The sequence below is a fragment of the Novosphingobium sp. PC22D genome (assembly GCF_002556635.1).
In the GTDB taxonomy this organism is placed as follows: Bacteria; Pseudomonadota; Alphaproteobacteria; order Sphingomonadales; family Sphingomonadaceae; genus Novosphingobium.
Genome location: NZ_MWMO01000008.1, coordinates 1 through 25,007 on the forward strand (window position 1 = coordinate 1; position 25,007 = coordinate 25,007).

The 25,007-nt window shown below is 67.1% G+C and carries 26 protein-coding genes and 1 tRNA gene; 15 read left to right on the forward strand and 12 right to left on the reverse strand.

Annotated elements, in window-relative coordinates:
* Positions 1-413 precede the first annotated feature (413 nt).
* Positions 414-488 (reverse strand) — tRNA-Thr (locus B2G71_RS12845).
* Positions 489-602: 114 nt separating this feature from the next.
* Between B2G71_RS12845 and B2G71_RS12850 the strand changes: the two genes are divergently transcribed.
* Genes B2G71_RS12850 through B2G71_RS12890 form a run of 9 tightly spaced genes read left to right on the forward strand, consistent with a single transcriptional unit; the run spans position 603 to position 8,425 of the window.
* The gene (locus B2G71_RS12850) at positions 603-797 is read left to right on the forward strand and encodes a hypothetical protein (protein WP_098106445.1); all 195 of its coding nucleotides are present in this window, start codon (positions 603-605) and stop codon (positions 795-797) included.
* 33 nt (positions 798-830) lie between these two features.
* Complete coding sequence (gene gpmA, locus B2G71_RS12855; RefSeq protein WP_098106766.1) at positions 831-1,523, forward strand: 2,3-diphosphoglycerate-dependent phosphoglycerate mutase; 693 nt, start codon at positions 831-833, stop codon at positions 1,521-1,523.
* Positions 1,524-1,575: 52 nt separating this feature from the next.
* Positions 1,576-2,031, forward strand: coding sequence for a 5-(carboxyamino)imidazole ribonucleotide mutase (gene purE, locus B2G71_RS12860; RefSeq protein ID WP_098106768.1), 456 nt, complete (start codon positions 1,576-1,578; stop codon positions 2,029-2,031).
* 31 nt (positions 2,032-2,062) lie between these two features.
* A complete protein-coding gene (locus B2G71_RS12865; protein WP_098106447.1) occupies positions 2,063-3,118 on the forward strand; it encodes a 5-(carboxyamino)imidazole ribonucleotide synthase in 1,056 nt (351 codons plus the stop codon).
* Between the two features lie 5 nt (positions 3,119-3,123).
* Positions 3,124-3,609 carry a dihydrofolate reductase gene (locus B2G71_RS12870; protein WP_098106448.1) on the forward strand — a complete coding sequence of 162 codons (486 nt, stop codon included), beginning with the start codon at positions 3,124-3,126 and terminating at the stop codon, positions 3,607-3,609.
* Positions 3,610-3,621: 12 nt separating this feature from the next.
* Positions 3,622-4,554, forward strand: a complete 933-nt coding sequence (locus B2G71_RS12875; protein WP_206049396.1) for a bifunctional riboflavin kinase/FAD synthetase — start codon at positions 3,622-3,624, stop codon at positions 4,552-4,554.
* Between the two features lie 52 nt (positions 4,555-4,606).
* Positions 4,607-7,480, forward strand: a complete 2,874-nt coding sequence (gene ileS / locus B2G71_RS12880; RefSeq protein ID WP_098106450.1) for an isoleucine--tRNA ligase — start codon at positions 4,607-4,609, stop codon at positions 7,478-7,480.
* Positions 7,477-8,001, forward strand: a complete 525-nt coding sequence (lspA, locus tag B2G71_RS12885; protein ID WP_098106452.1) for a signal peptidase II — start codon at positions 7,477-7,479, stop codon at positions 7,999-8,001. Before ileS ends, lspA begins: the two co-directional genes overlap by 4 nt.
* Before the next feature lie 4 nt (positions 8,002-8,005).
* Positions 8,006-8,425: a DUF3035 domain-containing protein gene (locus B2G71_RS12890; RefSeq protein ID WP_098106453.1), complete on the forward strand. Its 420-nt coding sequence runs from the start codon at positions 8,006-8,008 to the stop codon at positions 8,423-8,425.
* A gap of 57 nt (positions 8,426-8,482) precedes the next feature.
* On the opposite strand, the gene B2G71_RS12895 is transcribed toward B2G71_RS12890, so the two are convergent.
* Positions 8,483-9,814, reverse strand: a complete 1,332-nt coding sequence (locus B2G71_RS12895) for a hemolysin family protein (protein WP_098106454.1) — start codon at positions 9,812-9,814, stop codon at positions 8,483-8,485.
* 189 nt (positions 9,815-10,003) lie between these two features.
* On the opposite strand from B2G71_RS12895, the gene B2G71_RS12900 reads away from it, so the two are divergent.
* On the forward strand, positions 10,004-10,678 hold the full coding sequence (locus tag B2G71_RS12900; RefSeq protein ID WP_098106456.1) for an OmpA family protein: 675 nt from the start codon (positions 10,004-10,006) through the stop codon (positions 10,676-10,678).
* Positions 10,679-10,769: 91 nt separating this feature from the next.
* Here the strand turns inward: B2G71_RS12900 and B2G71_RS12905 are convergent, their stop codons facing one another.
* The gene (locus B2G71_RS12905; RefSeq protein WP_098106458.1) at positions 10,770-10,985 is read right to left on the reverse strand and encodes a hypothetical protein; all 216 of its coding nucleotides are present in this window, start codon (positions 10,983-10,985) and stop codon (positions 10,770-10,772) included.
* Positions 10,986-11,076: 91 nt separating this feature from the next.
* The gene (locus B2G71_RS12910) at positions 11,077-11,871 is read right to left on the reverse strand and encodes a 3'(2'),5'-bisphosphate nucleotidase CysQ (RefSeq protein WP_098106459.1); all 795 of its coding nucleotides are present in this window, start codon (positions 11,869-11,871) and stop codon (positions 11,077-11,079) included.
* 165 nt (positions 11,872-12,036) lie between these two features.
* Here B2G71_RS12910 and sucC point away from each other — a divergent pair, with 165 nt between their 5' ends.
* Positions 12,037-13,236 carry an ADP-forming succinate--CoA ligase subunit beta gene (gene sucC, locus B2G71_RS12915; protein ID WP_098106461.1) on the forward strand — a complete coding sequence of 400 codons (1,200 nt, stop codon included), beginning with the start codon at positions 12,037-12,039 and terminating at the stop codon, positions 13,234-13,236.
* 35 nt (positions 13,237-13,271) lie between these two features.
* Here the strand turns inward: sucC and B2G71_RS12920 are convergent, their stop codons facing one another.
* Positions 13,272-13,790 (reverse strand): DUF6265 family protein, encoded by a 519-nt coding sequence (locus tag B2G71_RS12920; protein WP_098106463.1) that lies wholly within the window; start codon positions 13,788-13,790, stop codon positions 13,272-13,274.
* Between the two features lie 186 nt (positions 13,791-13,976).
* Here B2G71_RS12920 and B2G71_RS12925 point away from each other — a divergent pair, with 186 nt between their 5' ends.
* The 4 genes from B2G71_RS12925 (at position 13,977) to B2G71_RS12940 (ending at position 17,260) form a co-directional block, all read left to right on the forward strand.
* Positions 13,977-14,723: an electron transfer flavoprotein subunit beta/FixA family protein gene (locus tag B2G71_RS12925; RefSeq protein WP_098106465.1), complete on the forward strand. Its 747-nt coding sequence runs from the start codon at positions 13,977-13,979 to the stop codon at positions 14,721-14,723.
* Positions 14,724-14,751: 28 nt separating this feature from the next.
* Positions 14,752-15,681 (forward strand): FAD-binding protein, encoded by a 930-nt coding sequence (locus tag B2G71_RS12930; RefSeq protein WP_098106467.1) that lies wholly within the window; start codon positions 14,752-14,754, stop codon positions 15,679-15,681.
* 104 nt (positions 15,682-15,785) lie between these two features.
* Positions 15,786-16,685, forward strand: coding sequence for an energy transducer TonB (locus B2G71_RS12935; RefSeq protein ID WP_098106469.1), 900 nt, complete (start codon positions 15,786-15,788; stop codon positions 16,683-16,685).
* 41 nt (positions 16,686-16,726) lie between these two features.
* Positions 16,727-17,260, forward strand: a complete 534-nt coding sequence (locus B2G71_RS12940; protein WP_098106471.1) for a nuclear transport factor 2 family protein — start codon at positions 16,727-16,729, stop codon at positions 17,258-17,260.
* A 6-nt stretch (positions 17,261-17,266) separates the two neighbouring features.
* On the opposite strand, the gene B2G71_RS24515 is transcribed toward B2G71_RS12940, so the two are convergent.
* From B2G71_RS24515 to B2G71_RS12975, 7 genes are all read right to left on the reverse strand, one after another.
* Positions 17,267-17,812, reverse strand: a complete 546-nt coding sequence (locus tag B2G71_RS24515; protein ID WP_098106473.1) for a GNAT family N-acetyltransferase — start codon at positions 17,810-17,812, stop codon at positions 17,267-17,269.
* Positions 17,809-19,017 (reverse strand): DUF445 domain-containing protein, encoded by a 1,209-nt coding sequence (locus tag B2G71_RS24520; RefSeq protein ID WP_098106773.1) that lies wholly within the window; start codon positions 19,015-19,017, stop codon positions 17,809-17,811. The genes B2G71_RS24515 and B2G71_RS24520 overlap by 4 nt, the downstream gene beginning before the upstream one ends.
* 67 nt (positions 19,018-19,084) lie before the next feature.
* On the reverse strand, positions 19,085-22,525 hold the full coding sequence (locus tag B2G71_RS12955) for an efflux RND transporter permease subunit (RefSeq protein ID WP_098106475.1): 3,441 nt from the start codon (positions 22,523-22,525) through the stop codon (positions 19,085-19,087).
* 13 nt (positions 22,526-22,538) lie between these two features.
* Complete coding sequence (locus B2G71_RS12960; RefSeq protein ID WP_098106775.1) at positions 22,539-23,738, reverse strand: efflux RND transporter periplasmic adaptor subunit; 1,200 nt, start codon at positions 23,736-23,738, stop codon at positions 22,539-22,541.
* 207 nt (positions 23,739-23,945) lie between these two features.
* Complete coding sequence (locus B2G71_RS12965; RefSeq protein ID WP_098106477.1) at positions 23,946-24,176, reverse strand: hypothetical protein; 231 nt, start codon at positions 24,174-24,176, stop codon at positions 23,946-23,948.
* Positions 24,177-24,313: 137 nt separating this feature from the next.
* A complete protein-coding gene (locus tag B2G71_RS12970; RefSeq protein WP_098106478.1) occupies positions 24,314-24,613 on the reverse strand; it encodes a DUF1153 domain-containing protein in 300 nt (99 codons plus the stop codon).
* 2 nt (positions 24,614-24,615) lie between these two features.
* On the reverse strand, positions 24,616-24,927 hold the full coding sequence (locus B2G71_RS12975) for a hypothetical protein (RefSeq protein WP_141521569.1): 312 nt from the start codon (positions 24,925-24,927) through the stop codon (positions 24,616-24,618).
* Positions 24,928-25,007: the final 80 nt, after the last annotated feature.

Below are 25,007 nucleotides of genomic sequence, written 5' to 3' on the forward strand. Positions count from 1 at the left end.
AACCGCTGAATCAACGACTTGGGCAGCCGTCAAGCTAACCCGCTGATACCACTCAACTTAATTTCAGATCAGGCTCTAAAGCGGCCAAGCCACCTTGGCTCAAACTGTAACTTCTAACTGAAACGAATAGCTAGAAGCAGCGCAGCCGGAGAAAAAGTGGTCACAATGCGCTTAACTGTGGCGAAGTTGCCCGGTAGGACCCACAAACTTTGCACCCGCCGGCCCACATACCAGCCAAGCGAAGCCGGACCCGTCGCCTGCGAATCGCAAGCTTGCTCTGCGCTGCATTCCACCAAGGATCGGCGCTGCCACAATCGAGACTCTGCACCGCCCCAGCGGACGGCAAGTACCCCCTCATTTTCCGTACCCATTCCATACGGAGCCAGCGGGAATTCGCTAAGTAATTGAAACGATGGTGCTGCTGGGGAGGATTGAACTCCCGACCTCACCCTTACCAAGGGTGCGCTCTACCACTGAGCTACAGCAGCGCTCCATGCGGGCGGCGCACGAAGGCGGCCCGGCAGGCGGGCGCTATTGTGCGCGGGAGGGGCGAATGTCAAGCGCGGCTTGCGCCGGAACGGCCCGCGAGGCATGGCGTGGCCATGGCCGGAACGCCCGAGAAGCCCGAACATCAGCCGACGCGCGAGGAACGCCTCGCGGCGAAGCTGCGAGAGAACCTGCGCAAGCGCAAGGCGCAGGCGCGCGCCGCCGGATCGGCGATCCCCGGCCCGTCGCCCGACGCACGCGATGGCGAAAACGAATCGGGCGTACTTTTCAAGACGCCGCCGAAAAGCTAGGGGGTGCCGCTCCTGAACAAGGGAGCTCAGACCTTGCCTCGACTCATTCTCGTCCGCCACGGCCAGAGCCAGTGGAATCTCGAAAATCGCTTCACCGGCTGGTGGGACGTCGATCTCACCGAAAGGGGCGAGGCCGAAGCGCGCGCGGCGGGCGAGCTGATGAAGGCCAAGGGCATGCTTCCCAACGTCGCCTTCACCTCGTTCCAGACCCGCGCGATCAAGACGCTGCACATCGCGCTCGAAGCGGCCGGGCTCCTGTGGATTCCCGAGACCAAGGACTGGCGGCTCAACGAGCGGCACTACGGCGGCCTCACCGGGCTCGACAAGGCCGAGACGGCGGCCCGGCACGGCGCGGACCAGGTCAAGATCTGGCGCCGCAGCTTCGACACGCCGCCCCCCGATCAGGAGCGCGGCAGCGAATTCGATCTCTCGGCCGACCCGCGCTACGCCGGAATCGACGTGCCGATGACCGAGAGCCTCAAGGACACGATCGCCCGCGTGCTGCCCTATTACCAGAGTTCGATCGTCCCGCACCTCAAGGCGAGCGCGCGGTCGACGGTGCTGGTCTCGGCGCACGGCAACTCGCTGCGCGCGCTGGTCAAGCACTTGTCGGGCATTTCCGACGACGAGATCACCGGGCTCGAGATCCCAACCGGCCAGCCGATCGTCTACGACATGGACGAGGATCTCAAGGTGCTCGACCGTTACTACCTCTCGGAGCGCTGAGTTGCCGAGCACGCCCGTCGCCTCGTCCTCCTGCGCCCCCGTCGCCATCATCATGGGCAGCCAGTCCGACTGGCCGACCATGGAGCGCGCCGCGCAAGTGCTCGACAAGCTGGGCGTCGCCTACGACGCGCGGATCGTCTCGGCCCACCGCACGCCCGACCGTCTGGTGGCCTTCGCGAAAGGCGCGGAGGCCGAGGGCTTCAAGGTGGTGATCGCGGGCGCGGGCGGCGCCGCGCACCTGCCGGGCATGGTCGCCGCGATGACGCACCTGCCGGTGCTCGGCGTCCCGGTGCAGTCGAAGGCGCTCTCGGGGCAGGACAGCCTGCTTTCGATCGTGCAGATGCCCGCGGGCATTCCCGTCGGCACGCTGGCGATCGGCGAGGCGGGCGCGGCCAACGCCGGCCTGCTCGCCGCCGCGATCCTCGCCACGAGCGATGCCGACCTCGCCGATCGGCTCAAGGCCTACCGCGCCACGCAGACCGCGAGCGTCGCCGAGCGTCCGGCCTGATGCCGCGACACGCCCGGACCCGAAACGAGTGATGATCGCCCCAGGCTCGACCATCGGCATCCTCGGCGGCGGCCAGCTTGGCCGCATGCTCGCCGTGGCCGCCGCCCAGCTTGGCTATCGCTGCCATATCTTCGCGCCGGAAGCCGATTCGGTCGCCGCCGAAGTCAGCGCCGAATTCACTTGCGCCGAGTGGGACGACGCCGAAGCCATGGCGCGCTTCGCCAGGTCCTGCGCGGTCGTCACCTACGAGTTCGAGAACGTGCCCGTGGCCCCGCTCGCGGCGATCGGCGAGGTGCCGCTGCGCCCGCACCCGCGCGCGCTGGAGACGGCGCAGGACCGGCTCGCCGAAAAGCGCTTCGTTGCCGGGCTCGGCGGCAAGCCCGCGCCGTTCGCGCCGGTCGACGACCGCGACGACCTCGCCGCCGCGATCCGCGAGATCGGCACGCCGGGCATCCTCAAGACCCGCCGCGACGGCTACGACGGCAAAGGCCAGTGGCGGATCAGGACCGCCGCCGATGCCGAGGCGCTCGACTGGCCGGGATCGCCGCTGGTCTACGAAGGCTTCGTCGATTTCTCCGCCGAGTTCTCGGTGATCGCGTGCCGCGCCGCCGACGGCACGATCCGCTTCTACGATTCGCCCGCCAACCGCCACGAGAACGGCATCCTCGCGCTTTCGGCCGCGCCCGCGCCCGCGGCCGTGCTCGAACAGGTCGGCGCCGCGCGCGAGCTGGCCGCCGAGATCGCGCAGGGGCTGGGCTATGTCGGCGTGCTCACGCTCGAATTCTTCGCCACCGAGGGCGGCCCGGTGTTCAACGAGATGGCGCCGCGCGTGCACAATTCGGGCCACTGGACGATCGAGGGCGCGGTCACCTCGCAGTTCGAGAACCACATCCGCGCGATCTGCGGGCTGCCGCTGGGCGACACCGCGCTCGCGGCCCGGGCGGTCGAGATGCGCAACCTCATCGGCGAGCAGGCCGGCGACTGGGCCGCGATCCTCGCCGACCCCGGCAACCATCTGCATCTCTACGGCAAGAGCGAGATCCGCGCCGGACGCAAGATGGGTCACGTCACCCGGCTGACGCTCTGAGCGCCGTGAGCAGCGACCTTTTCCTGATCTACGCCCGCGCGGAGAACGGCACGATCGGCAAGGACGGCGCGCTGCCCTGGCGGATTCCGGCGGATCTCAAGCGATTCAAGGCGATTACCATGGGCCGGCCGATGATCATGGGCCGCAAGACCTTCGAAGGTTTCGCCGCGCCCCTGCCCGGGCGGCGCCACATCGTCCTCACGCGCGACACCGGCTGGCGCGATCCGGCCGCGGAGATCGCGCATACGCCCGAGGCCGCGCTGACGCTCGCGGGTCAGGGCGAGGTCGCGGTGATCGGCGGGGCCGAGGTGTTCGAGGTGTTCCTGCCGCTCGCCGGACGCGTCGAGCTGACCGAAGTCCACGCCGATTACGCGGGCGACACGCATGTCCCGCCGCTCGGCCCCGAATGGCGCGAAGTGGCGCGCGAAGACCATCCCGCCAGCGAGACGAGGCCCGGCTTTGCTTTCGTCACCCTCGTGCGCGACCTATAGGCGCTTCACGCCATGATTCGTCTCGACCACCGCGACCCCCTGCCCGACGCCATGCGCGGCGCCATCCTGGCGCTGGGCAACTTCGACGGCTTCCACCAGGGCCACCAGGCCGTGATCGGCGAGGCGGTGCGCTGGGCGCGCGAGGAAGGCCGCCCGGCGATCGTCGCCACCTTCGATCCGCATCCGGTGCGCTATTTCCAGCCCGACGCGGCGCCGTTCCGGCTGACCTCGCTCGACCAGCGGGAGGAGCTGTTCGGCGAGGCCGGGGCCGACGCCATGCTGGTGTTCCACTTCGACGGCGCGATCGCGGGCATGACCGCGAGCCAGTGGACCGAGGAAATGATCCATGCGCGGCTCAAGGTGGCGGGCGTTGTCACCGGGCAGGACTTCGTCTTCGGCAAGGGCCGCAGCGGCTCGGCGCAGGCGCTGCGCGCGCTGTGCGAGCCGTTCGAGATCGAGACGCGCGCGGTCGCGCCGGTGCACGATTCGGAAGGGACGATCTCCTCCAGCCGCATCCGCGACGCGCTCAAGGCGGGCGACTGCACCACCGCGCGCCGCCTGCTGACGCGCCCCTTCGCGATCCGCGGCACCGTGCAGCACGGCGACAAGCGCGGCCGCACCATCGGCTTTCCGACCGCGAATCTCGATCTCGGCACCTACCTGCGGCCGCGCTACGGGATCTATGCGGTCACGGGACGCCTGCCCGGCGATCGCACGGTCATCGGCGCGGCCAATCTCGGCGTGCGCCCCACCTTCGATCCGCCCAGGGAACTGCTCGAGCCCTATTTCTTCGATTTCTCGGGTGACCTTTACGGCGCCGAGATCGAGGTCGCCTTCCACCATTTCCTGCGGCCCGAGGCGAAGTTCGATTCGCTCGAAGCGCTGACCGAGCAGATGCAGCGGGATTGCGAGACCGCGCGCAAGCTTCTAGGTGCGCTGCTTTAGTGTCCGTCAAAAGTCGCCCGCCGGCGGCTTTCGGATGAGCATAGCAGGCGACATGAGCGAAGAGCGCGACTACAGAAACACCGTCTTCCTGCCGAAGACCGATTTCCCGATGAAGGCCGGCCTCCCGCAGAAGGAGCCGGGCCTGCTCGCGCGCTGGCAGGAGATCGATCTCTACCGCCGGATTCGCGAGGCGCGCGAGGGCCGCGAGAAGTTCATCCTCCACGACGGCCCGCCCTACGCCAACGGCGACATCCACGTCGGCCACGCGCTCAACCACGTGCTCAAGGACATGGTGGTGCGCACGCAGAGCCTGCTCGGCAAGGACGCGCCCTACGTCCCCGGCTGGGACTGCCACGGCTTGCCGATCGAGTGGAAGGTCGAAGAGGAATACCGCAAGAAAAAGAAGAACAAGGACGAGGTTCCGCCGGAGGAATTCCGCGCCGAGTGTCGCGCCTACGCGCAGAAGTGGGTCGACACCCAGCGCGAGCAGTTGAAGCGCCTCGGCATCGGCGGCGACTGGGACAACCCCTACCTGACGATGGACTTCGCCGCCGAGGCGACGATCGTCGCCGAACTGATGAAGTTCGCGCGCTCCGGCCAGCTCTACCGCGGCGCCAAGCCGGTGATGTGGAGCCCGGTCGAAAAGACGGCGCTGGCCGAAGCCGAGGTCGAGTACGAGGACATCACCTCGACCCAGATCGACGTCGCCTTCGAGATCACCGAATCGCCGATCCCGGAGCTGGTCGGCGCCTATGCGGTGATCTGGACGACCACGCCTTGGACGATCCCGGTGAACCAGGCCTTGGCCTATGGGCCGGAGGTCTTCTACCTGCTCGCGCAATCCGGTGAGCGGCGTGTACTGGTCGCGGGCGACCTCTATCCTTCGTTCACGCAAAGGGTGTCTGGTGAATGGAGCCAGGTGACCGACGACGCCGGGCAACCCATCGTTGTCAAAGGCGCCGACCTCGCCGGCACCGTGGCGCGCCACCCGATGCACGACAAGGGTGAATTCTTCGCCCGCCCGCGTCCGTTCCTGCCCGGTGACTTCGTCACCACCGAGAGCGGCACCGGGCTCGTCCACATGGCGCCCGACCACGGCGAGGACGACTTCGACTTGTGCAAGGCGCACGGCATCGAGCCGGTCTTCGCGGTCGAGGGCGACGGCAAGTACCGCGCCGACTGGGCCTGGCTCGGCGGCGAGGGCTCGGTGATCAATCCCAAGTTCAACGCGCCCGACGGGCCGATCTGCTCCGACCTCAAGTCCGCTGGAGGTCTGCTCGCCGCGTCCGCCGACTACCGCCACAGCTATCCGCATAGCTGGCGCTCGAAGGCCAAGGTGATCTTCCGCTGCACGCCGCAGTGGTTCGTGCCGATGGACAAGCACGGCGTGCTCGAACACGAGGATACGCCCGCCGAGGCGCGTTGGGAGAACGAGGGCGGATCGCAGGAGCCCAGCCCCTCGCTGCGCCAGCTCGCGATGGAAGCGCTCGGCAAGACGCGTTTCGTGCCCGAGAAGGGCCGCAACCGCATCGGCGCGATGGTCGAGGGGCGGCCCGACTGGGTGCTCTCGCGCCAGCGCGCGTGGGGCGTGCCGATCACGCTGTTCGTGGAGCGCAAGACCGGCCAGTACCTCGCCGATCCCGAAGTCAATGCCCGCATCGTCGCGGCGGTGCGCGAGCAGGGCGTCGATGCCTGGTCCGACGCGCGCGCGCAGGAATACCTCGGCAATGCCTACAAGGCGGAGGACTACGAGCGCGTCACCGACATTCTCGACGTCTGGTTCGATTCGGGCTCGACCCACGCCTTCGTGCTCGAAAGCGGCAAGTGGCCCGACCTCAAGCGGCCTGAGGGCTATCAGGGTCCGCCCGCCGACCTCTACCTCGAAGGCTCCGACCAGCATCGCGGCTGGTTCCAGTCCTCGCTGCTCGAAAGCTGCGGCACGCGCGGCCGCGCGCCCTACAAGGCGGTGCTCACCCATGGCTTCACCATGGACGCCAAGGGCGAGAAGATGTCCAAGTCCAAGGGCAACACCGTCAGCCCGCTGAAGGTCATGGAGCAGTACGGCGCCGACATCATCCGCCTGTGGGCGCTGTCGGTCGACTACACCGAGGATCACCGCATCGGCGACGAGATCCTCAAGGGCGTGGCCGACCAGTACCGCAAGCTGCGCAACACCTTCCGCTACATGCTCGGCGCGCTGGCCGGGTTCGAGGAGGCCGAACGCCTCCCCGTCGCGCAGATGCCCGAACTCGAGCGCTACGTGCTGGCGCTGCTCGGCGATCTCGACGCCACGCTGCGCAAGGCCGTCGACGACTTCGACTTCAGCGACTACGTGCGCGCGCTCGTCGACTTCTGCAACGAAGACCTCTCGGCCTTCTTCTTCGACATCCGCAAGGACTGCCTCTACTGCGACGCGCCTTCGGACCCCAGGCGCCGCGCCTATCGCACGGTGCTCGACACGCTGTTCCACGCGCTGGTGCGCTATGCCGCGCCGGTGCTGGTCTTCACCAGCGAGGAAGTGTGGACCACGCGCTGTCCCGAGCAGGGCAGCGTGCACCTGCTCGAATGGCCCGAGGTGCCGCAGGCCGAGGCCGACCGGTCCTACTGGGAGGGCCTGCGCGCGCTGCGCGAGCGCGTGACCGAGGCGATCGAGCCGCTGCGCCGCGAGAAGACCGTGCGCTCGAGCCTCGAGGCCGAAGTGACCGTTCCCGCCGCCGCCGTGCCCGCCGGCTGGTCCGACGCCGACCTCGCCGAACTGTTCATCACCGGGACAGTGCATCGCGGCCAGGACGAGGCGGTGACCGTCACGCCCACCGATGAGCACAAGTGCGGCCGCTGCTGGCGGCATTTGCCCGACGTACCGCAGGACGGCGCGCTGTGCGGCCGCTGCGAGAGCGTGGTCGACGCGATCGAGGCCGAGGCATGAGCCGCGCGGTCCGCAACCGGATTGCCGGCCTCGTCTTCGCGCTGGCGATTTTCGTCATCGACCAGGCCTTCAAGGACTGGGTGCGGAACGGGCTCGACCTGCGCGAGGTCGGCCTTGTCGAGATCCTGCCCTTCTTCGACTTGCGCTGGACCCAGAACTACGGCGTTTCGCTCGGCATGCTGACAGCAACCTCGGTCGAGATGCGGTGGATTCTCGTCGCGCTCACCAGCGCGATCGCGCTGTTCGTGTTCGTGTGGATGATGCGCGAGCGCAAGCTGGTCGACATCGCCGCGCTGGCGCTCGTGCTCGGCGGCGCGCTCGGCAACATCCGCGACCGCTTCCAGTTCGGCTACGTGATCGACTATGCCGACCTGCATTTCGGCGAGTTCCGCCCCTTCCTCATCTTCAACATCGCCGATGCCGCGATCACCGTCGGCGTGGTGATAATCCTTGCCCGTTCCCTGCTTTCGCGCGACAAGCCCGATCCTGCGAACGAGCCCGAAATCGCCCCGGAGAGCTGATTCAATGCGTATGATTTCCAAGACCGGCAGCCTTGCCCTCGTTTGCGCGGGTGGCCTGCTCCTGTCCGGCTGCGGCAGCACGGGCCTGTTCAACCGCGACCGTCCCGACGAGTTCGCGGTGCAGCGCCAGACGCCGCTGATCGTGCCTCCCGACTTCTCGCTTACGCCGCCCAAGCCGGGCGAACCGCGCCCGACCGACCGCGCCTTGCAGGAGCAGACGCTCGACGCGCTGTTCGGCGGCCCCTCGGCGCGCAGCGACGTGGAAAAGGACGCGATCGCCAAGGCCGGCAGCTCCGCTCCGGGAATCCGCTCGAATGTCGGCGATTTCAGCACCAACACGGTGTCGAAGGGCCAGGTCACGCAGCAGATCCTCGCCGCGCCCGAAGGCGACGGCCGCGACGCGCAGACCAAGATCGGCGCCTGAGTCTTTCCGCCCGGCGGCCTGCGCCTCCGGTTGCGTCCGCCGGCGCGGCACGCGCGGTCAGTCGCCCGAGGCGGCGTCTTCCCCGTCTTCCTCTTCGGGCAGGTGCGTGACGAGCAGCTTGTCGATGCGCAGCCCGTCCATGTCGATCACCTCGAAGCGCCAGCGCTGGTCGGTGAAATGCTCGCCCTCGCGCGGGACCTTCTTCATCACCGCCAGGACATAACCGGCGGCGGTCGCGAATTCGCGGTCCTCGGGTAGCTCGAGCCCCAGCCGTTCGCCCAGCGAATCGACCGGCATCGCGCCCGAGACCAGCAGCGTGCCGTCCTCGCGCTCGATCACCAGCGGATCGTCGCCCTCGTCCTGATGGCTGACGAAGGTGCCCGCGATCGCGGTCAGCACGTCGGTCGGGGTCACCACGCCGTCGAGGTGGCCGTATTCGTCGTGGACCATCGCCATCGTCACTTCGGCGACCTGCAGCTTGCGCAGCGCATCGATCGCGTCGAGCTGGTCGGGGATCACTTCGGCCTTCTTCACCAGCGCGGGAATCGCGACCGAGCGGCCGTCGATCAGCGCCGAGAGCACGTCGCGCACCTTGAGCACGCCGACGATCTTGTCGACCGAGCCATCCGCCACCGGCAGCAGCGAATGCGGCGTCGACAGGACCATCTCGCGCAAGTCCTCGTCGCTCGCCGAGATGTCGATCCAGTCGATCTCGGTGCGCGGCGTCATCAGCTCGCGCACAGGCCGTTCGGCGAGCTTGAGGACGCCCGACATCATCGCCCGCTCTTCCTCCTCGATCACGCCCGAACGCATCGCCTCGGCGAAGATCATCTGCAGTTCCTCGGCCGTGAGCCGTTCCTCGCCGCCGCGACGCACGCGCAGCAGGGTGAGCAGGAGGTTGGAGGAGCGGTCGAGCAGCCAGACGAACGGCGCCATCACCTTGGAAAGCCACACCATCGGCCGGGCCATCAGGATCGCGATCGGCTCCGCCGCGCGCAGGGCGACCTGTTTGGGCACGAGTTCGCCGATCACGAGGTTGCCATAGGTCGTCGCGACGATGACGAGCACGAAACCCACCTCGTCCGCGATGTCCGCGGGCATGCCGACGCGCGCCAGCCGGTCACCGACGGGGCCGCCCAGGCTCGCGCCCGAATAGGCGCCGGCGATGATCCCGACCAGGGTAATACCGATCTGCACCGTCGAGAGGAACTTGCCCGGATCGGCGGCGAGCGCCAGCGCGGCCTTGGCGGCGCCGCTGCCTTTTCCGGCGCTCATGCGCAGCTTGGCGGTACGGGCGGAAACGATCGCGAGCTCGGACATGGCGAAGAGGCCATTGAGCAGGATCAGTCCGATGATGATGAGGAGGTCAGTCCAGGGAAAGGGCGTCACAATGCGTTTGCGCTAGCAGAGATTGCACCAAACGCGAAGGGCTCTGGCGGATCTATCGCTTCGGGCAGCAAAGCGGCGATGGAACAGGCCCGAGCCGGAAGCGTTGAATGCGCGTCATTCGCTTGGCATTCATGTTCACTAGTACACGCAAGCGCCGTCACGCGTAAATAAGACAGAGAGGCACCAGCCATGCAAAGAACCCGACTTCTCACCTCCGCCGCCGCCGCGTTCGCGCTCGTCACCGTTTCGGCCTGCGTCACCGATCCAAACACCGGCGAGCAGAAGGTCTCGCGCACCGCGATCGGCGCGGGCGGCGGCGCGGCGCTCGGCTATCTGCTCGGCTCCGTCATCGGCGGCAAGACCGCGCGGATCGTCGGCGCGGGCATCGGCGGCGTCGCGGGCGGCGCGATCGGCTACCAGAAGGACAAGCAGATCCGCGAGCTCAAGGAGCAGACGGCGGGCTCGGGCGTCGACGTCTCGGACACCGGCGACGGCATCCTGCTCAACCTGCCCGACGTAACCTTCGCCGTCGATTCGACCGCGATCACACCGTCGTTCCAGTCGACGCTGAGCAGCGTCGCGCAGAGCATGAACGAGTACCCCAACAGCCTGATCGACGTTTACGGCCACACCGATTCGACCGGCTCGGACGCCTACAACCTCGACTTGTCCAAGCGCCGCGCCGACGCGGTGGCGCGCTATTTGATCTCGCAGGGCGTGAACTCGGCGCGCATCCAGACGCAGGGCATGGGCGAGAGCTATCCGGTGGCCGACAATTCCACCGAACAGGGCCGCGCACTCAACCGCCGCGTCGAGATCAAGATCACCCCGGTCTCGACCGCCGAAGCCGGCGGCGCGCAGTAACGGCATCAAGAAAAGGGGGCCGGTCGGCTGACCGGCCCCCTTTTGCGACCCAGGGCTATGGGCGGATGGCTCGTCGAAGAGCCAGGCGGAATCAGGCCCGCTTGCGGTGATCCTCGAAGCGCGTATCGTCGACGAGCCTGGGCACGATCCGGGCCAGACCCTCGGCGATCATATTGAAGTTGCTCTCGGCCTGCCTCAGCCTGTCGGTGGTGTCATCGCCGCCGGCGCGCGCCACGTCGGCGCGGGCGGTGGAGAGCAGTTCGTAAGAGTTACGCAGTTCAATCAGCATCATGTTGCGAAGCGGCATGGATTTTTCCTTGTTCTTTAACCTGATCCCCTTCCGATGGCCTGAATTTACCGATCGGTCACAACGCCTCAACTGCTCTTACTGTCAGGTATCAACCGGTTATACCGCGCGCGCGGTCCCCGAGGCGGTCGACCGCCGCGGCGTGGATCGCCGGGGCCGTGCAGAGCACGCCGAAAGCGCGCGGATCGCGCTTGTTGAAATTGAGCGGCTCGCCGAACGCATCGGTGACCGCCGCGCCCGCTTCGCGCGCGATCAGGCCCGCCGCGGCAATGTCCCATTCGTAGCCCCAGCGCAGCGTCGCCACGAGGTCGGCTTCGTCGGCGGCGACCATCGCCATGCGCAAGGCGATCGAATTGGGCTGCTCGACCGCGACCAGATCGGCGTCCTCGTCACCCAGCCGCCACGCGGGTACTCTTGCGCCCGGCAGCCCGGCGCGCGTGCTGGCGGCTAAGCGCGCCCCGTTGCGGCGGCTGCCCCGGCCCGCCTCGCCCCACCAGAACTCGCCGCCCTCCTCGCGCGCCCGCGCGGGCGCGAAAAGGCAGGCCATGAGTGGACGATTGGCGCTGACCAGCGCGACCGAGATGGCCCAGCCGGCGCGGCCACGGATATAGTCGCGCGTGCCGTCGATCGGATCGACCAGCCAGACGAGCTGCTCGGCGAGTCGCGCCGGGCGATCGGCGGTCTCCTCCGAAAGCCAGGCCGCCGCCGGCAGCAGCGCACCGAGTTCCCGCCGCAGGAAGGCGTCGACCGCGAGATCGCTGGCGGAGACGGGGCTGTCGTCGCCCTTGTCCCAGACCTCGCAGACGTGTCCGTCGCCGGGCCAGGCGGCGAGCGCGATCGCACCGGCCTCGCGCACGACGGCTTCCAGTCGGGCGCGGTCTAACATCGATTCGCGGCGGCGCGGGGCATTCGGTGGGACTAACCTTCCTGTCAGGTCCGGAAAATTGGGTGGCTAGCGGGACTTTTCAAGCAGCGAGCGATGTGCTTATGCGGCATCGCACAAGGCTCATGCGCGCCTGCACCGGTCATTCCAGCAGAAAGCGATCTCGCGATGAACATTCACGAATACCAAGCCAAGGACCTGCTCGCGAAGTACGGCATCGGCATTCCCGCCGGCCACGCAGCACTCACCGTCGAAGAGGCGGTCGAGGGCGCCAAGAAGCTCCCCGGGCCGCTCTACGTGGTGAAGGCGCAGATCCACGCCGGCGGGCGCGGCAAGGGCAAGTTCAAGGAACTCGGCCCCGATGCCAAGGGCGGCGTACGGCTTTCGAAGTCGATCGAGGAAGTCGAGGCGAACGCCAGGGAAATGCTCGGCAACACCCTCGTCACCATCCAGACCGGCGAAGCCGGCAAGCAGGTTAACCGCCTCTACGTGACAGACGGCGTCGACATCGCCAAGGAATACTACCTCTCGATGCTCGTTGATCGCGCCACCGGCCGTATCGCGATGATCGCCTCGACCGAGGGCGGCATGGACATCGAGGAAGTCGCCCACTCGACGCCCGAAAAGATCGTCACGATCACGATTGACCCGGCCGAGGGCTTCCAGCCGCACCACGGCCGCGCGGTGGCGTTCGGCCTCAAGCTGACCGGCGATCTCAACAAGCAGGCGCAGAAGCTCGCCAAGCAGCTCTACACCGCCTTCGTCGATCTCGACTGCGCGATGCTCGAGATCAACCCGCTGGTCGAGACCCAGGACGGCAACCTGCTCGTGCTCGACACCAAGATGAGCTTCGATTCGAACGCGCTGTTCCGCCACCCCGACGTGATGGCGCTGCGCGACGAGACCGAGGAAGACCCGGCCGAGATCGAAGCCAGCAAGTACGACCTCGCCTACATCAAGCTCGACGGCGACATCGGCTGCATGGTCAACGGCGCCGGCCTCGCCATGGCGACGATGGACATCATCAAGCTCAACGGCATGTTCCCCGCGAACTTCCTCGACGTCGGCGGCGGCGCCACGACCGAGAAAGTCACCGCCGCGTTCAAGATCATTCTGGGCGATCCCAACGTGAAGGGCATCCTCGTCAACATCTTCGGCGGCATCATGAAGTGCGACGTCATCGCCGAAGGCATCGTCGCGGCGGCCAAGGACGTGAACCTCTCGGTTCCGCTGGTGGTCCGTCTCGAAGGCACCAATGTCGAGAAGGGCAAGGAAATCCTCGCCAATTCGGGCCTCGCCATCGTTCCGGCCAACGACCTGGGCGACGCCGCCCGCAAGATCGTGGCGGAGGTCAAGGCGGCCGCCTGACCCTGCTCTTGCGCGAATACCGCGAAAGGCCGGCCCTACCTGGTGGGGCCGGCCTTCGTGTATCGGAAGACGAGTTCGCCGGTCGAACCGTCGCCACGCCTGAACACGACCGCGCTGACGAGGCCGTTCTCGCCGTCGCGGCGCATCGTCAGCCCGTCGAAATAGACGGCTCCGTCGGCGATGGCGACGAGCGGAAAGCTTTGCACCTCGGCCTTTTCTTCCCAGCCCTTGAGCCCGGCGTCGAAGTGCTTGAGCCTGAGCACCAGCGAACCGTCCGCCTCGACGATGTGGACGAATTCGGAAAAGGCGATCGCGCCTTGCGCATCGGTCTGCACGAAGTGGCCGACGATCGCCCCCGCCAGCGGCGGGGAATAGGTCTCGATCGCCGCATGGCCGTCGATACCGGTTCCCTCCCAGTGGCCCGCCAGCCATGCGAGCGATTCGATTGCGGCGGGCGGCGGCACATGCCCGGGCGGCGCCACGCGCGTCTCGTCCGCCATGGCGGGCGGGCTCGACAGCGCGGCAAGGAACATGACGAGACAGACTGGCTTCATCGAACCGCCTCCTGCAGGGTCGTCGCCTTCCGAATCACGGGCCGCCGAGAGGGCGACAACTTTTCCGGGACACCATAGCAGGGGTTGACGGCAGCCGCGCGGGACGCAATGGCGTTGCCCGCATTTCAGTTTAATCGCGCGACTAAACCAACGGGTCGCGCGCCACCAGCGAGAGGACGGATATCCATGAAGATCCTCGTACCCGTGAAGCGGGTGATTGACTACAACGTGAAGCCGCGCGTGAAGTCCGACGGGACCGGCGTCGATCTGGCCAACGTCAAGATGAGCATGAATCCCTTCGACGAAATCGCCGTCGAGGAAGCGATCCGCCTCAAGGAAGCCGGGTCCGCCGAAGAGATCGTCGCGGTCTCGATCGGCCCGGCCAAGGCGCAGGAAACGCTGCGCACCGCGCTTGCGATGGGTGCCGACCGTGCGATCCTGGTCGAGACCGATGAAGAGGTCGAGCCGCTGGCCGTCGCCAAGATCCTCAAGGCGATCGTCGATGAGGAGGCGCCCGGCCTCGTCATCCTCGGCAAGCAGGCGATCGACGACGATTCGAACCAGACCGGCCAGATGCTCGCCGCGCTGCTCGGCCGTCCGCAGGGCACGTTCGCCAGCAAGGTCGTGATCGAGGGCGACAGCGTCTCGGTCACGCGCGAGGTCGACGGCGGTCTCGAGACGGTCAAGCTGGCGATGCCGGCGGTCGTCACCACCGACCTGCGGCTCAACGAGCCGCGCTATGCCTCGCTGCCCAACATCATGAAGGCGAAGAAGAAGCCGCTCGATACCAAGGCGCCCGGCGACTACGGCGTCGAGATCGCGCCGCGCCTCAAGACGCTCAAGGTCTCCGAGCCGCCGGTGCGCCAGGCGGGCATCAAGGTGCCCGACGTCGACACGCTCGTCGCCAAGCTCAAGGACATGGGAGTAGCCTGAGGGCACAGCCCGGAAAGGACCAAGTACGATGAAGACTCTCGTTTGGGTCGAACACGACAACACGTCGGTCAAGGACGCGACGCTTTCCGCCGTCACCGCCGCTTCGAAGCTCGGTGAAGTCCACCTGCTCGTCGCGGGTTCGGGCTGCAAGGCCGTGGCCGAGGCCGCCGCGCAGATCGCGGGCGTGGGCAAGGTCCATCTCGCCGACGACGCCGCCTACGAGCACGGCCTCGCCGAGAACGTGGCGCCGCTGATCGTCGATCTGATGGGCCACCACGACGCCTTCGTCGCGCCCGCCACCACCACCGGCAAGAACATCGCGCCGCGCGTCGCCGCGCTGCTCGACGTAATGCAGGTTTCCGACATCCTCTCGGTCGAGGGCGAGAAGACCTTCACCCGCCCGATCTACGCGGGCAACGCGATCGCCACGGTCGAATCGGGCGATGCCAAGCTGGTCGTCACCGTGCGCGGCACCGCCTTCGAGAAGGCCGCCGCCACCGGCGGTTCGGCCGCCATCGAGGACGTCTCGGGCGCGGGCGATGCCGGCCTGTCGAGCTTCGTGGGCGCCGAGATCGCCGAGAGCGAGCGCCCCGAGCTGACCAGCGCCAAGATCATCGTCTCGGGCGGCCGCGCGCTCAAGGACGGGCCGACCTTCGAGGAATACATCCTCCCGCTCGCCGACAAGCTCGGCGCCGCCGTCGGCGCCAGCCGCGCCGCGGTCGATGCGGGCTATGTACCCAACGACTACCAGGTCGGCCAGACCGGCAAGATCGTCGCGCCGGAAGTCTACATCGCCATCGGCATCTCGGGCGCGATCCAGCACTTGGCCGGGATGAAGGATTCCAAGACGATCATCGCCATCAACAAGGACGAGGACGCGCCGATCTTCCAGGTCGCCGATATCGGCCTCGTTGCCGACCTGTTCAGCGCCGTACCGGAACTGACCGGCAAGCTCTGACGCACAGCGCTCTGGCGATCACCAGAAACCCCGGTCGGGAACGGCCGGGGTTTTTGTTTGCCGAAACTCTGGATATTTGTCCCGAACCATTTGAAAGGCGGATAATGACGGCTCGCGATGCTCTGGCGACGTTGGTGGTTGCAGCGCTTCTTGTCCCGCCCCCGGCGGCCTTCGCGACAGAACCGGAAACGACCGCGCTCAAACCGCAATCGCCCTGGTTCGTCGACTGGAACCCGACGACGTGCACGCTCGGTCGATCCTTCGGTAGCGAGCAGGAGCCTGTGGCGCTGAGGTTCGAGCGCGCCGAGCCGCGCGACGGTTTCCAGATGGTCTTCGTCGGACAATGGCTTCAGCGTGTGAAGGCGGGCACCCCGCTGGAACTTCGCTTTGGGACCTATCCCGCCGAAGATGTGCGATACAGCTCCGGACTAGGCAAGGCGACAGATGACGTCCCCGTGGTCTTCGTCAGCAGCCCGGGAATCGTCGAGCCAGCGCTGGAAGAAGAGGAGGACGAGGCCTGGCGCGTCAACCCAGGCCCTCGCGTCACGCCGGAGATGGAGGCCGCAGCCGATTCGGTCACCCTGGCAACGCCCGATCACGCCCTGCTCCTGGAAACGGGGCCGCTGGACAAGGCCTTCGCCGCGCTTCGCAAGTGTACCGACGATCTCGTTTCGCAATGGGGCCTCGATCCTGCGGTCCAGGCCAAGCTGCAGCGCCGTCCCATCCCGAAAGTATCACCCAGCCGCTGGATCGGACCGCAAGACTATCCCTTGAAAGCACTGCGCAAGGGAGAGCAGGCGATCCTGATCTTCCGTCTCCTGATCGATGCCGAAGGCGAGCCGACCGGCTGCGAGATATTGCGAGCCTATGCCGGGTTCGACGAATTTTCGAAGAGCACTTGTGCCCACATCAGGACGCGGGCACGCTTCGAACCGGCGCTCGACGCCAACGGACAGGCGGTCCCCTCCTACTACGTCAACACCGTTCGCTTCGCCATTCCTTGACCGATGGGACAGCCGGGCCGCCCGCAAAGAGGGAGAGAACGATGGACCAGGCAGCGCAAGACCGATTGCAGGAGCTATGGGATCACCACGAGATCCGCCAGCTCCTCGCCACTTATTGCCACGGCTGCGACCGCGACGACCTTGCCGAGATGGCGAGCGTCTACACCGAAGAAAGCTGGGACGACCATGGCCGCAACAAGTGCGACGGCAAGCAGTTCGCGCGGATCGTGCTCGACGAGGCGCGTCAGACGATGCGCGTCGTCAGCCATCAGCTCGGCCAGTCGCTGGTCCGCGTTGCCGGCGAGAGCGCGGCGGCCGAAACCTATTTCGTCGCCACGCTCGGCAGTCCGGCCGAAACGGGAGAGAAGCTGACCCAGCTCGGCGGCCGCTACGTCGACAGCCTGGTGCGCGAGGACGGTGCGTGGCGGATCAAGGAGCGGCTCTGCGTGCGCGACTGGTCGACGACGGGGCTGATCGATCCCGGCTATCTCGAGAATTCGGGCTTCATCGAGGGCCGGCGCGACGCTGCGGACGTTTCCTGGTCGCGGCTCGGCCTCACGCCGGAGGCCGCCTGAAGCCCCTCAGGCGCGGATGCGTTCGTAGAGGTTGAGCGTCACCGGCTCTGCGGTGTCGTCGGCTTCGTGCTGGCGGTAGAAGCAAAAGCCCAGCCGCGCGGCGAGCCGTTCGGAGGCAGTGTTGCCTTGCTCGATCATGCAGGCAATCCGCGTCGCGCCGATGGTTGCGTCGAACCAGGCGAGCGCGGCGCTCATCACTTCGCCCGCGACCCCGCGCCCCCACCAGTCGTGGCGCACGATCCAGCCGCCTTCGGGCACGTCGTCGATCCCGATGTCCGCACCGAAGCCGCGCCAGCTATGGAACACGCCGCAGTTGGCGATCAGCTCGTTCGAGCCTCGCGGCCGGACGTAGAACGTGCCGTAGCCGTAAAGCGCCCAGCTTCCGGCATTGCGCATCAGCCGCTCCCACTGCGATTTCTCGTCGCGCGCGGTCTGGCCGAGGAAGCGGCGCGTTTCATCGTCCGCGACCAGCCGGCACAGCGATGCAAGATCGTCGCGGTGCGGAAGCCAGAGTTCGAAACGCTCGGTCTGAAGCACGGGGCCAGTCGTCACAGCAAGCGCTCCACGGCATGGATCGCAAGGCCGACGAGCCCGCCGACGAGCGTTCCGTTGATCCTGATGAACTGGAGGTCGCGGCCCACCGCGCCCTCGATGCGATCGGTGACGGTGCGCGCGTCCCAGCGCTTGACCGTCTCGGACACCAGCCGCACGATCTCGTCGCCATAGCGCGAGACCGCGCCGACAAGCGTTCGCCGCGCGAAGCGGTTGATCTGAACCTGGAGCCGCGCGTCGCCGCGAACCGCCGCGCCCAGCTCCATCATCATCGCGGTGAAGCGGCCGCCGAGCTCGGCATCGGGATTGCGTGCCGCCTCGATCAGCGCGAGGCGGATGCGCTGCCACACGCCGTCCCACCATTGCCCGATCGCGGGATTGGCGAGCATCTCGCGCTTCGCCTTCTCGATCCTTTCGCGCGTCTCGGGATCGTGGACGAGGTTCCAGGCCAGTTCCTCCAGCATCGTCTCGACCTTCAGCCGCAAGGGATGATCGGGCATCACGATCATCTCGGCGAGCAGCTTGTAGAGCCCGTCGAGCACCGAATTGGCGATGCGTTCGTCAATACCGGTCCAGCGCAGCAGCGCGTTGGCGCGCTCGCGAATCATCGTGCGCACGAGTTCTTCGTTGGCTTCGAGGGCATTGCCGGCCCAGCGGACGGCGCCTTCGATCAGCGGCAGATGGCGGCGGTCGGCGATCGCCGCGCTGAGCATCTGGCCGAGCAGCGGCGCGATCTCCAGCTTTTCGAGCTGCTGGGCGAGCCCGGCGCGGACCTGATTGCCGATCCGTTCGGGATCGAGCGATTCGAGTACGTCGGCGAACAGGCTGCCGGCCCCCTCGCGCAGCCGCGCTTCGCCCTCGCGGTTGGGCTCGGCGAGGAATCCCGCCAGGCTTCCGGCGAGGTTGAAGCCGATCAGCCTGCGCGCGACGACCTGCGGCGTAAGGAAGTTGTCGCGCAGGAACGCGGCCATGGTATCGGCGATCCGGTCCTTGTTCTCGGGAATGATCGCGGTGTGCGGGATCGGCAGGCCGAGCGGGCGGCGGAACAGCGCGGTGACCGCGAACCAGTCGGCCAGCCCGCCGACCATCGCCGCCTCGGTGAAGGCGATGGCGAAGCCCCAGCCGGGATGCGGTCCCTCGAAGCGGCGCAGCAGCACGAAGGCGAGGGCCATCGTCACCAGCAGGCCGGTGGCGATCAGGCGCATGCGCCGGGCCTTGTCGACTTGACTCGATCCCGGCCCCGCCTGCCTGCTGGACGCGCGCATCACCCGCTTATTCGGCCGGAAGCGCATCCCCACCGCTGCGACGGCGACGCTCTTCCTCGGCATGCTCGGGATCGTATGTCAGCATCGACTTGCGCAACCTCGGGCCGATCCGCTTCTCGAAACCGTCGGCGAGGCTGAAGGCGGCGGGCACGATGACCAGCGTCAGCGCGGTGGAGAGCAGCAGGCCGCCGATCACCACGATCCCCATCGGCGCGCGCCACGCCGCGTCGCCCGAGAGCGAGACGGCGGTCGGCACCATGCCCGCGGTCATCGCCACCGTGGTCATCACGATCGGCTGCGCGCGCTTGTGGCCCGCATCGATGATGGCGTGCACCTTTTCCACGCCCTTGGCCATTTCCTCGATCGCGAAATCGATCAGCAGGATCGAGTTCTTGGCGACGATGCCGAGCAGCATGAGGATACCGATGTAGACCGGCATCGACACGGGCTCTCCGACGATGGTCAGCGCGATCAGGCCGCCCAGCGGCGCGAGCAGCAGCGAGGCCATGTTGACCAGCGGCGAAACGAAGCGCTTGTAGAGCAGCACGAGCACCGCGAAGACGAGGAAGATCCCGCTGATCACGGCGATCAGGAAGCTGTTGACCATCTCGGCCTGCCACTTGTCCTCGCCGACCGCGTCGTTGGAAACGCCGGTGGGCAAGTTCTGCATGATCGGCAGTTGCTGGATCTGCTCCATGATCGGGCCCTTGACCTTGCCCTCGCCGAGATCGGCGCCGACGAAGACGCGGCGCGACTGGTTGTAGCGCTGGATCTGCGTCGGCCCGGCGCCGAAACGCACTTCCGCGACGCGCTGCAAGGGCACCGAGCCGCCGCTGGTGGTGGGCACCGGCAGGTTCTCGATGGTCGAAAGGTCGCGCCGCGAGGAGCGCGGCAGGATCACGCGGATCGGCACCTGGCGATCGTTGAGCGAGAACTTGGCCGCGTTCTGGTCGATCTCGCCAAGCGTCGCGATGCGGATCGTCTGGCTCAGCGCGGCGGTCGTCACGCCGAGCTGGGCGGCAAGGTCGAGGCGCGGCACGACCACCAGTTCGGGCCGCTTGAGGTCGGCGGCGATACGCGGCGCGATGACGCCGTCGATGCCGCGCATCTGCTCGACCAACGTCTGCGCGGTCGCGTTCAGCAGGTCCGGATCGCTTCCCGAAAGCATGACCGAAATGTCGCGCCCGGTGCCGAAGCCGCCCGACTGCGAGGCGAAGCTGACGCGCGCGTCGGCGAACTTCTGGAGCTGTGGCGCGAGCCGGCGTTCGAACTCGATGCTCGTCGTCGCGCGTTCGGCCGCGGGCTTGAGCGTGATGTAGAGCGTGGCGCGCGCTTCGCGCGAGGCCTCCATGACGCGCAGCACTTCGGGCTGCTCCTCGACCAGGTCGGTGACGCGACCGGTCAGCGCCGCGGTCTGCTCGATCGTGGTGCCGGGCACCATCTCGATGTTGATCCGGCTGAAGTCGTTGTTCTCGTTCGGCTGGAACTGCTGCGGCGCGCCCGCGAGCAGCGCGAAGGTCAGCACCAGCGCATAGACGCCGCCGCAGAACGCGTAGAAACGGTGGTCGTGCGCCCGCGCGGCGATGCGGTCGCTGATGTAGCGGTACCAGTCGCCGAACTGGCCGAGCGAACCGAGCACCCGACGGAACAGCTTGCCGATGAAGATCGCCGCGACCGGGATCACGACCGGCGCGGCGACGGCCGCGACGACGAAGGCCCAGCGCTCCCCGAGGCCGATGGCCTGAAGACCGGCGTTGATTCCCTGGAACAGGAAGAAGGAGCCGGCGACGCCCACCGCGAGGATCGCGAGAATCGCGAGAATGCCCAGCGGATAGTACCAGACGTGCGCGCGAACCTTCTCGAGCTGCGCCTTGAGGCGCTTGGCCTCGCCGCTGTCGAGCGTCCAGGTCAGCACGCGCATGTAGATGTCCATGGCGCGGCCCTCACCGTGCTCGGCGACACCGTGGGCCTTGAGGAAATAGGCCGCGACCATCGGCGTGATCAGGCGCGCGACGGCCAGGCTCATCAGCACCGCGGCCACCACGGTCAGGCCGAAGGCCTTGAAGAACTGGCCGGGAATGCCGCCCATCAGGCCGACCGGCAGAAACACGGCGACGATCGAGAAAGTCGTCGCGACCACCGCGAGACCGATCTCGTCGGCCGCGTCGATCGCGGCCTGATACGCGGTCTTGCCCATGCGCATGTGTCTGACGATGTTCTCGATCTCGACGATGGCGTCGTCGACCAGCACGCCCGCCACCAGGCTCAGCGCGAGCAGCGAGAGGAAGTTGAGCGTGAAGCCCAGCATGTCCATGAACCAGAAGGTCGGGATTGCCGAGAGCGGAATCGCGATCGCGGCGATGAAGGTCGCGCGCCAGTCGCGCAGGAACAGGTAGACGATCACGATCGCCAGCACCGCGCCCTCGACCAGCATCTCCATCGAACTCGAATACTGGTCCTTGGTGTACTCCACCTGCGAGAAGAGACGGGTGAAATGGACGTTGGGATTGTCCTTCTGGATCGCCTCCAGTTCCTTCATCGCGGCGTCGTAGACGGTCACTTCCGAGGCCCCGAGCGCGCGCTCGAAGCCGAAGGTGACGACCTCGCGGTCGTTCAGCTTGGCGATCCGGCTCTGTTCGGAATACCCGTCGTAGACCTGCGCCACGTCGTCGAGCCGGACTGTGCGGCCGCCGCCGAGATTGATCCGCGTCTTCGAAAGCTCATAGGCGGTATCGGCATTGCCGAGCACGCGCACCGACTGGCGCGAGCCCGCGATCTCGGCCTGGCCGCCGGCGGCATCGGTATTGACCGTGCGCAGCACGTTGTTGATGTCACGCGCGGTGACGCCGAGCGACTGCATCCGCGCGGGATCGACAACCACGCGGATTTCGCGGTCGACGCCGCCCTGGCGCTCGACCGAGGCGAGCCCCTCGATCGCGAGCAGACGCTTGGCGACGGTATCGTCGATGAACCAGCTGAGCTGCTCCATGGTCATGTCGTCCGCCTTGACCGCGAAGAACGCGATCGGTCCGCCGCCGCCGGCCTCGACCTTGGTCACCTGCGGCTCGAGAATGCCCTCGGGCAGGTCGGAGCGGATCTGGTCGACCGCGTTCTTGACCTGGTTGGTCGCGACATCGGCGTCGGTGCCGATCGAAAACCGCACGAAGGTGGTCGAGTTGCCTTCCGACGCGGTCGATTCGATTTCCTCGACCCCGCTGATCGAGCGCGCCGCGGCTTCGACCTTCTGGGTGATCTGGTTCTCGATCTCGGTCGGTGCGGCGCCCGGCTGCGTTACCTGAACGAGCACGCCGGGAAACTCGATGTCCGGCATGTTGTTCACGTCCATGCGGCTGAACGCGACAATGCCCGCGATCATCAGGCCGATGAAGAAGACGATCGGGATGATCGGATTGCGGATCGACCATGCCGAGATATTGCGAAGATCCATGATGGCTACCCGGTCATCCGCCCTGCGTCACCAGTTTCGGATCGACGAGGTCCCCGTCGTTGAGGAACCCGCCGGCGCGCAGCACGATCTTCTCCGTGCCGTCGAGACCCTTGGTCACCGAAATCCCGTCCGCGGTGACGATCCCGGTCTGGACCGCGCGGCGATGCACCTTGTTGTCCTTGCCCACGACGTAGACGAAGCTGCCCTGATCGTCGTTGAGGATCGCGGATTCGGGAAGCATCGGCGCGACCACCGAGCCCGAGGTGATCCGGGCCGTGGCGAATCCGCCCGGCCGCAGTTCGGGCGAATAGGACAGCGCGATCCGGGCGATGCCCTGACGGTTCGCTTCCTCGATCGTGGGCGAAAGCTGCCAGATCTGCCCGGTGAAGGTCTTGCCCGATCCCACGGGCGTGACTTGCGCGGTAACGCCGACCGACAGCTTGGCGAGATCGTCTTCGCTGAGCCGTGCGCGCAGTTCCATCTCGCCGCCCTTGGCCAGCCGGAACAGCACGCCGGTCCCCGGCCCGACCACCTGCCCGGGCTCGACATTGCGTTCCAGCACCAGTCCGGCGGCCGGCGCGAGGATGTTGAGCCTGCGGGTGCGTGCCTGGAGTTCGCCGAGCTGCGCCTTCGCGACCTTGACCCGCGCCACCGCGGAATCGCGGGTCGCGGTCAGACGATCGACGTCGGCGGTGGAGATGAAGCCGCGATCGACGAGCTTGAGCGCGCGATCGAGGTTGGACTGGGCGAGCCGCGCGTCGGCCTCGGCCACGTCGACCTGCGCGGCGAGGCTCGCGATTTGCTGGGTCTGGACCGAACGGTCGATCACCGCGAGAACCTGCCCCGCATCGACCCAGTCGCCGGCGTCGACGAGCACGCGGTCGACCGCGCCGCTCTCGCCCGAGGCGCCGACCGGCATTTCGCGGCGCGCGGCGAGCGAGCCGGTCGCGGTGATCCGTCCGGTGACGGTCGAGCGGCCGGGCTCGACAACGGTTACCGCCGGGACCTGCTCTTCGCTCGATGCGGCGAACTCGGGCTCGGCATTGCGATGCGAGAGGAACCAGATCCCGATCACCACCACGGCGATGACGGCCGCGATCAGCCACAGCCTCCGGCGCGCGGCGCGCGCCTGTGTGCCTTCTTCCCCGAGCGGGTCGTAGTGCGAGGCCTGTTCGTCCTGCGCGCCCGTGTCCAGTTTGGCTTCGTAGTTCATGGCCACCATTGCTCGATGTATCCGCTTCGCATGCTTGCCCCAGGATACACGATTGATTTTCCGACCCGGCCGGCGTCCCTCGAGACGAACGGCAGGCCTCCCGTTGCGATAGCGACCGGCACTAGCCCCCTACCCGAATAGTGGCAATGCGAAGGCTGCCGCACTGCAACACGGATCGACGAACGACTTCGCCGGGGCCTTCGCCGATCAGAGCAGCCGCCCGCGCTGCGCCAGATTGACCCACGCAAGCTCGCTGAGAGCACCCGGGAACCGCGGGCGCCCGCCCGAGGCACGGTCGCACGGGTGCGCGCGCAAGGTCCGGACACCGACAAAGGCCACGCTCGCGCCGATGTTCATCGCGGCGCCGCGGCTCCTTACAAGCCTCGCCAGCCAGCCCAGAACACCGCCCGTGAGCAGCGCAACGATAAAATCGATCATTTGCCAGTCACTCCACCGCCCATCCCGGCGGACGCTCTGCGGCGCCGTCTAGTAAGGCAAGAACGCCTAGGGCGGCGAGAATACTCCCGCCGCCCGAAAAAGACAGTGAAATAATGGTGATCCGGCCGCGAGGCGCTTCAGTACTTCTGCTGGCGCTCGTATTTCTCGCGATAGTGTTGCAAACGGGTCACTCTTAGGCCGGGCATGCCCGAACGATCGACTGCGCGCTGCCAGGACGCGAATTCTTCGAGCGTGAGCTGATACCGCTCGCAGACTTCGTCGATCGTGAGCAAGCCGCCGTTGACCGCCGCCACGACCTCGGCCTTGCGGCGCACGACCCAGCGGGTCGTGTCGGGTGGGGGCAGCGAATCCAGGGTAAGCGGCTCGCCGAGCGGACCGATAACCTGGGCTGGACGAATTTTCTGGTTCTCGATCATTCCTATCCTCGGCCGCCGGTTCCGGTTGTACCGCCGACAAGACCGGTTCTGCCTGTCAGGCGCTTGCGATTGCCTGAATCGGTAAGGTTAACGCCGCAGTTGATAGCCGCGTATGTATGAAGCCGATCAGCCACTTCGCGCGCGAAGCTGCCCCGTGCGTGACGGCGCGACACCTGCACGAGCACGCGCGAGGCATCGCGCGCCGCGAGCAGGCGAGCTTTCAGGGCATGCCAGTCGGGAGGCGCGGCATCGCCGTGCCCCTGCCGTGCCGGTCGCCGCCTGACGCCGTCGATCAGATCGAATGCAAACTCCATGGCTGCCGTCATAGCGCGGCGTAGGTCACCAGCAGGTAAATCCGCGCTTTACCTGCTGGTGACCATTGTTAACCCCGGCC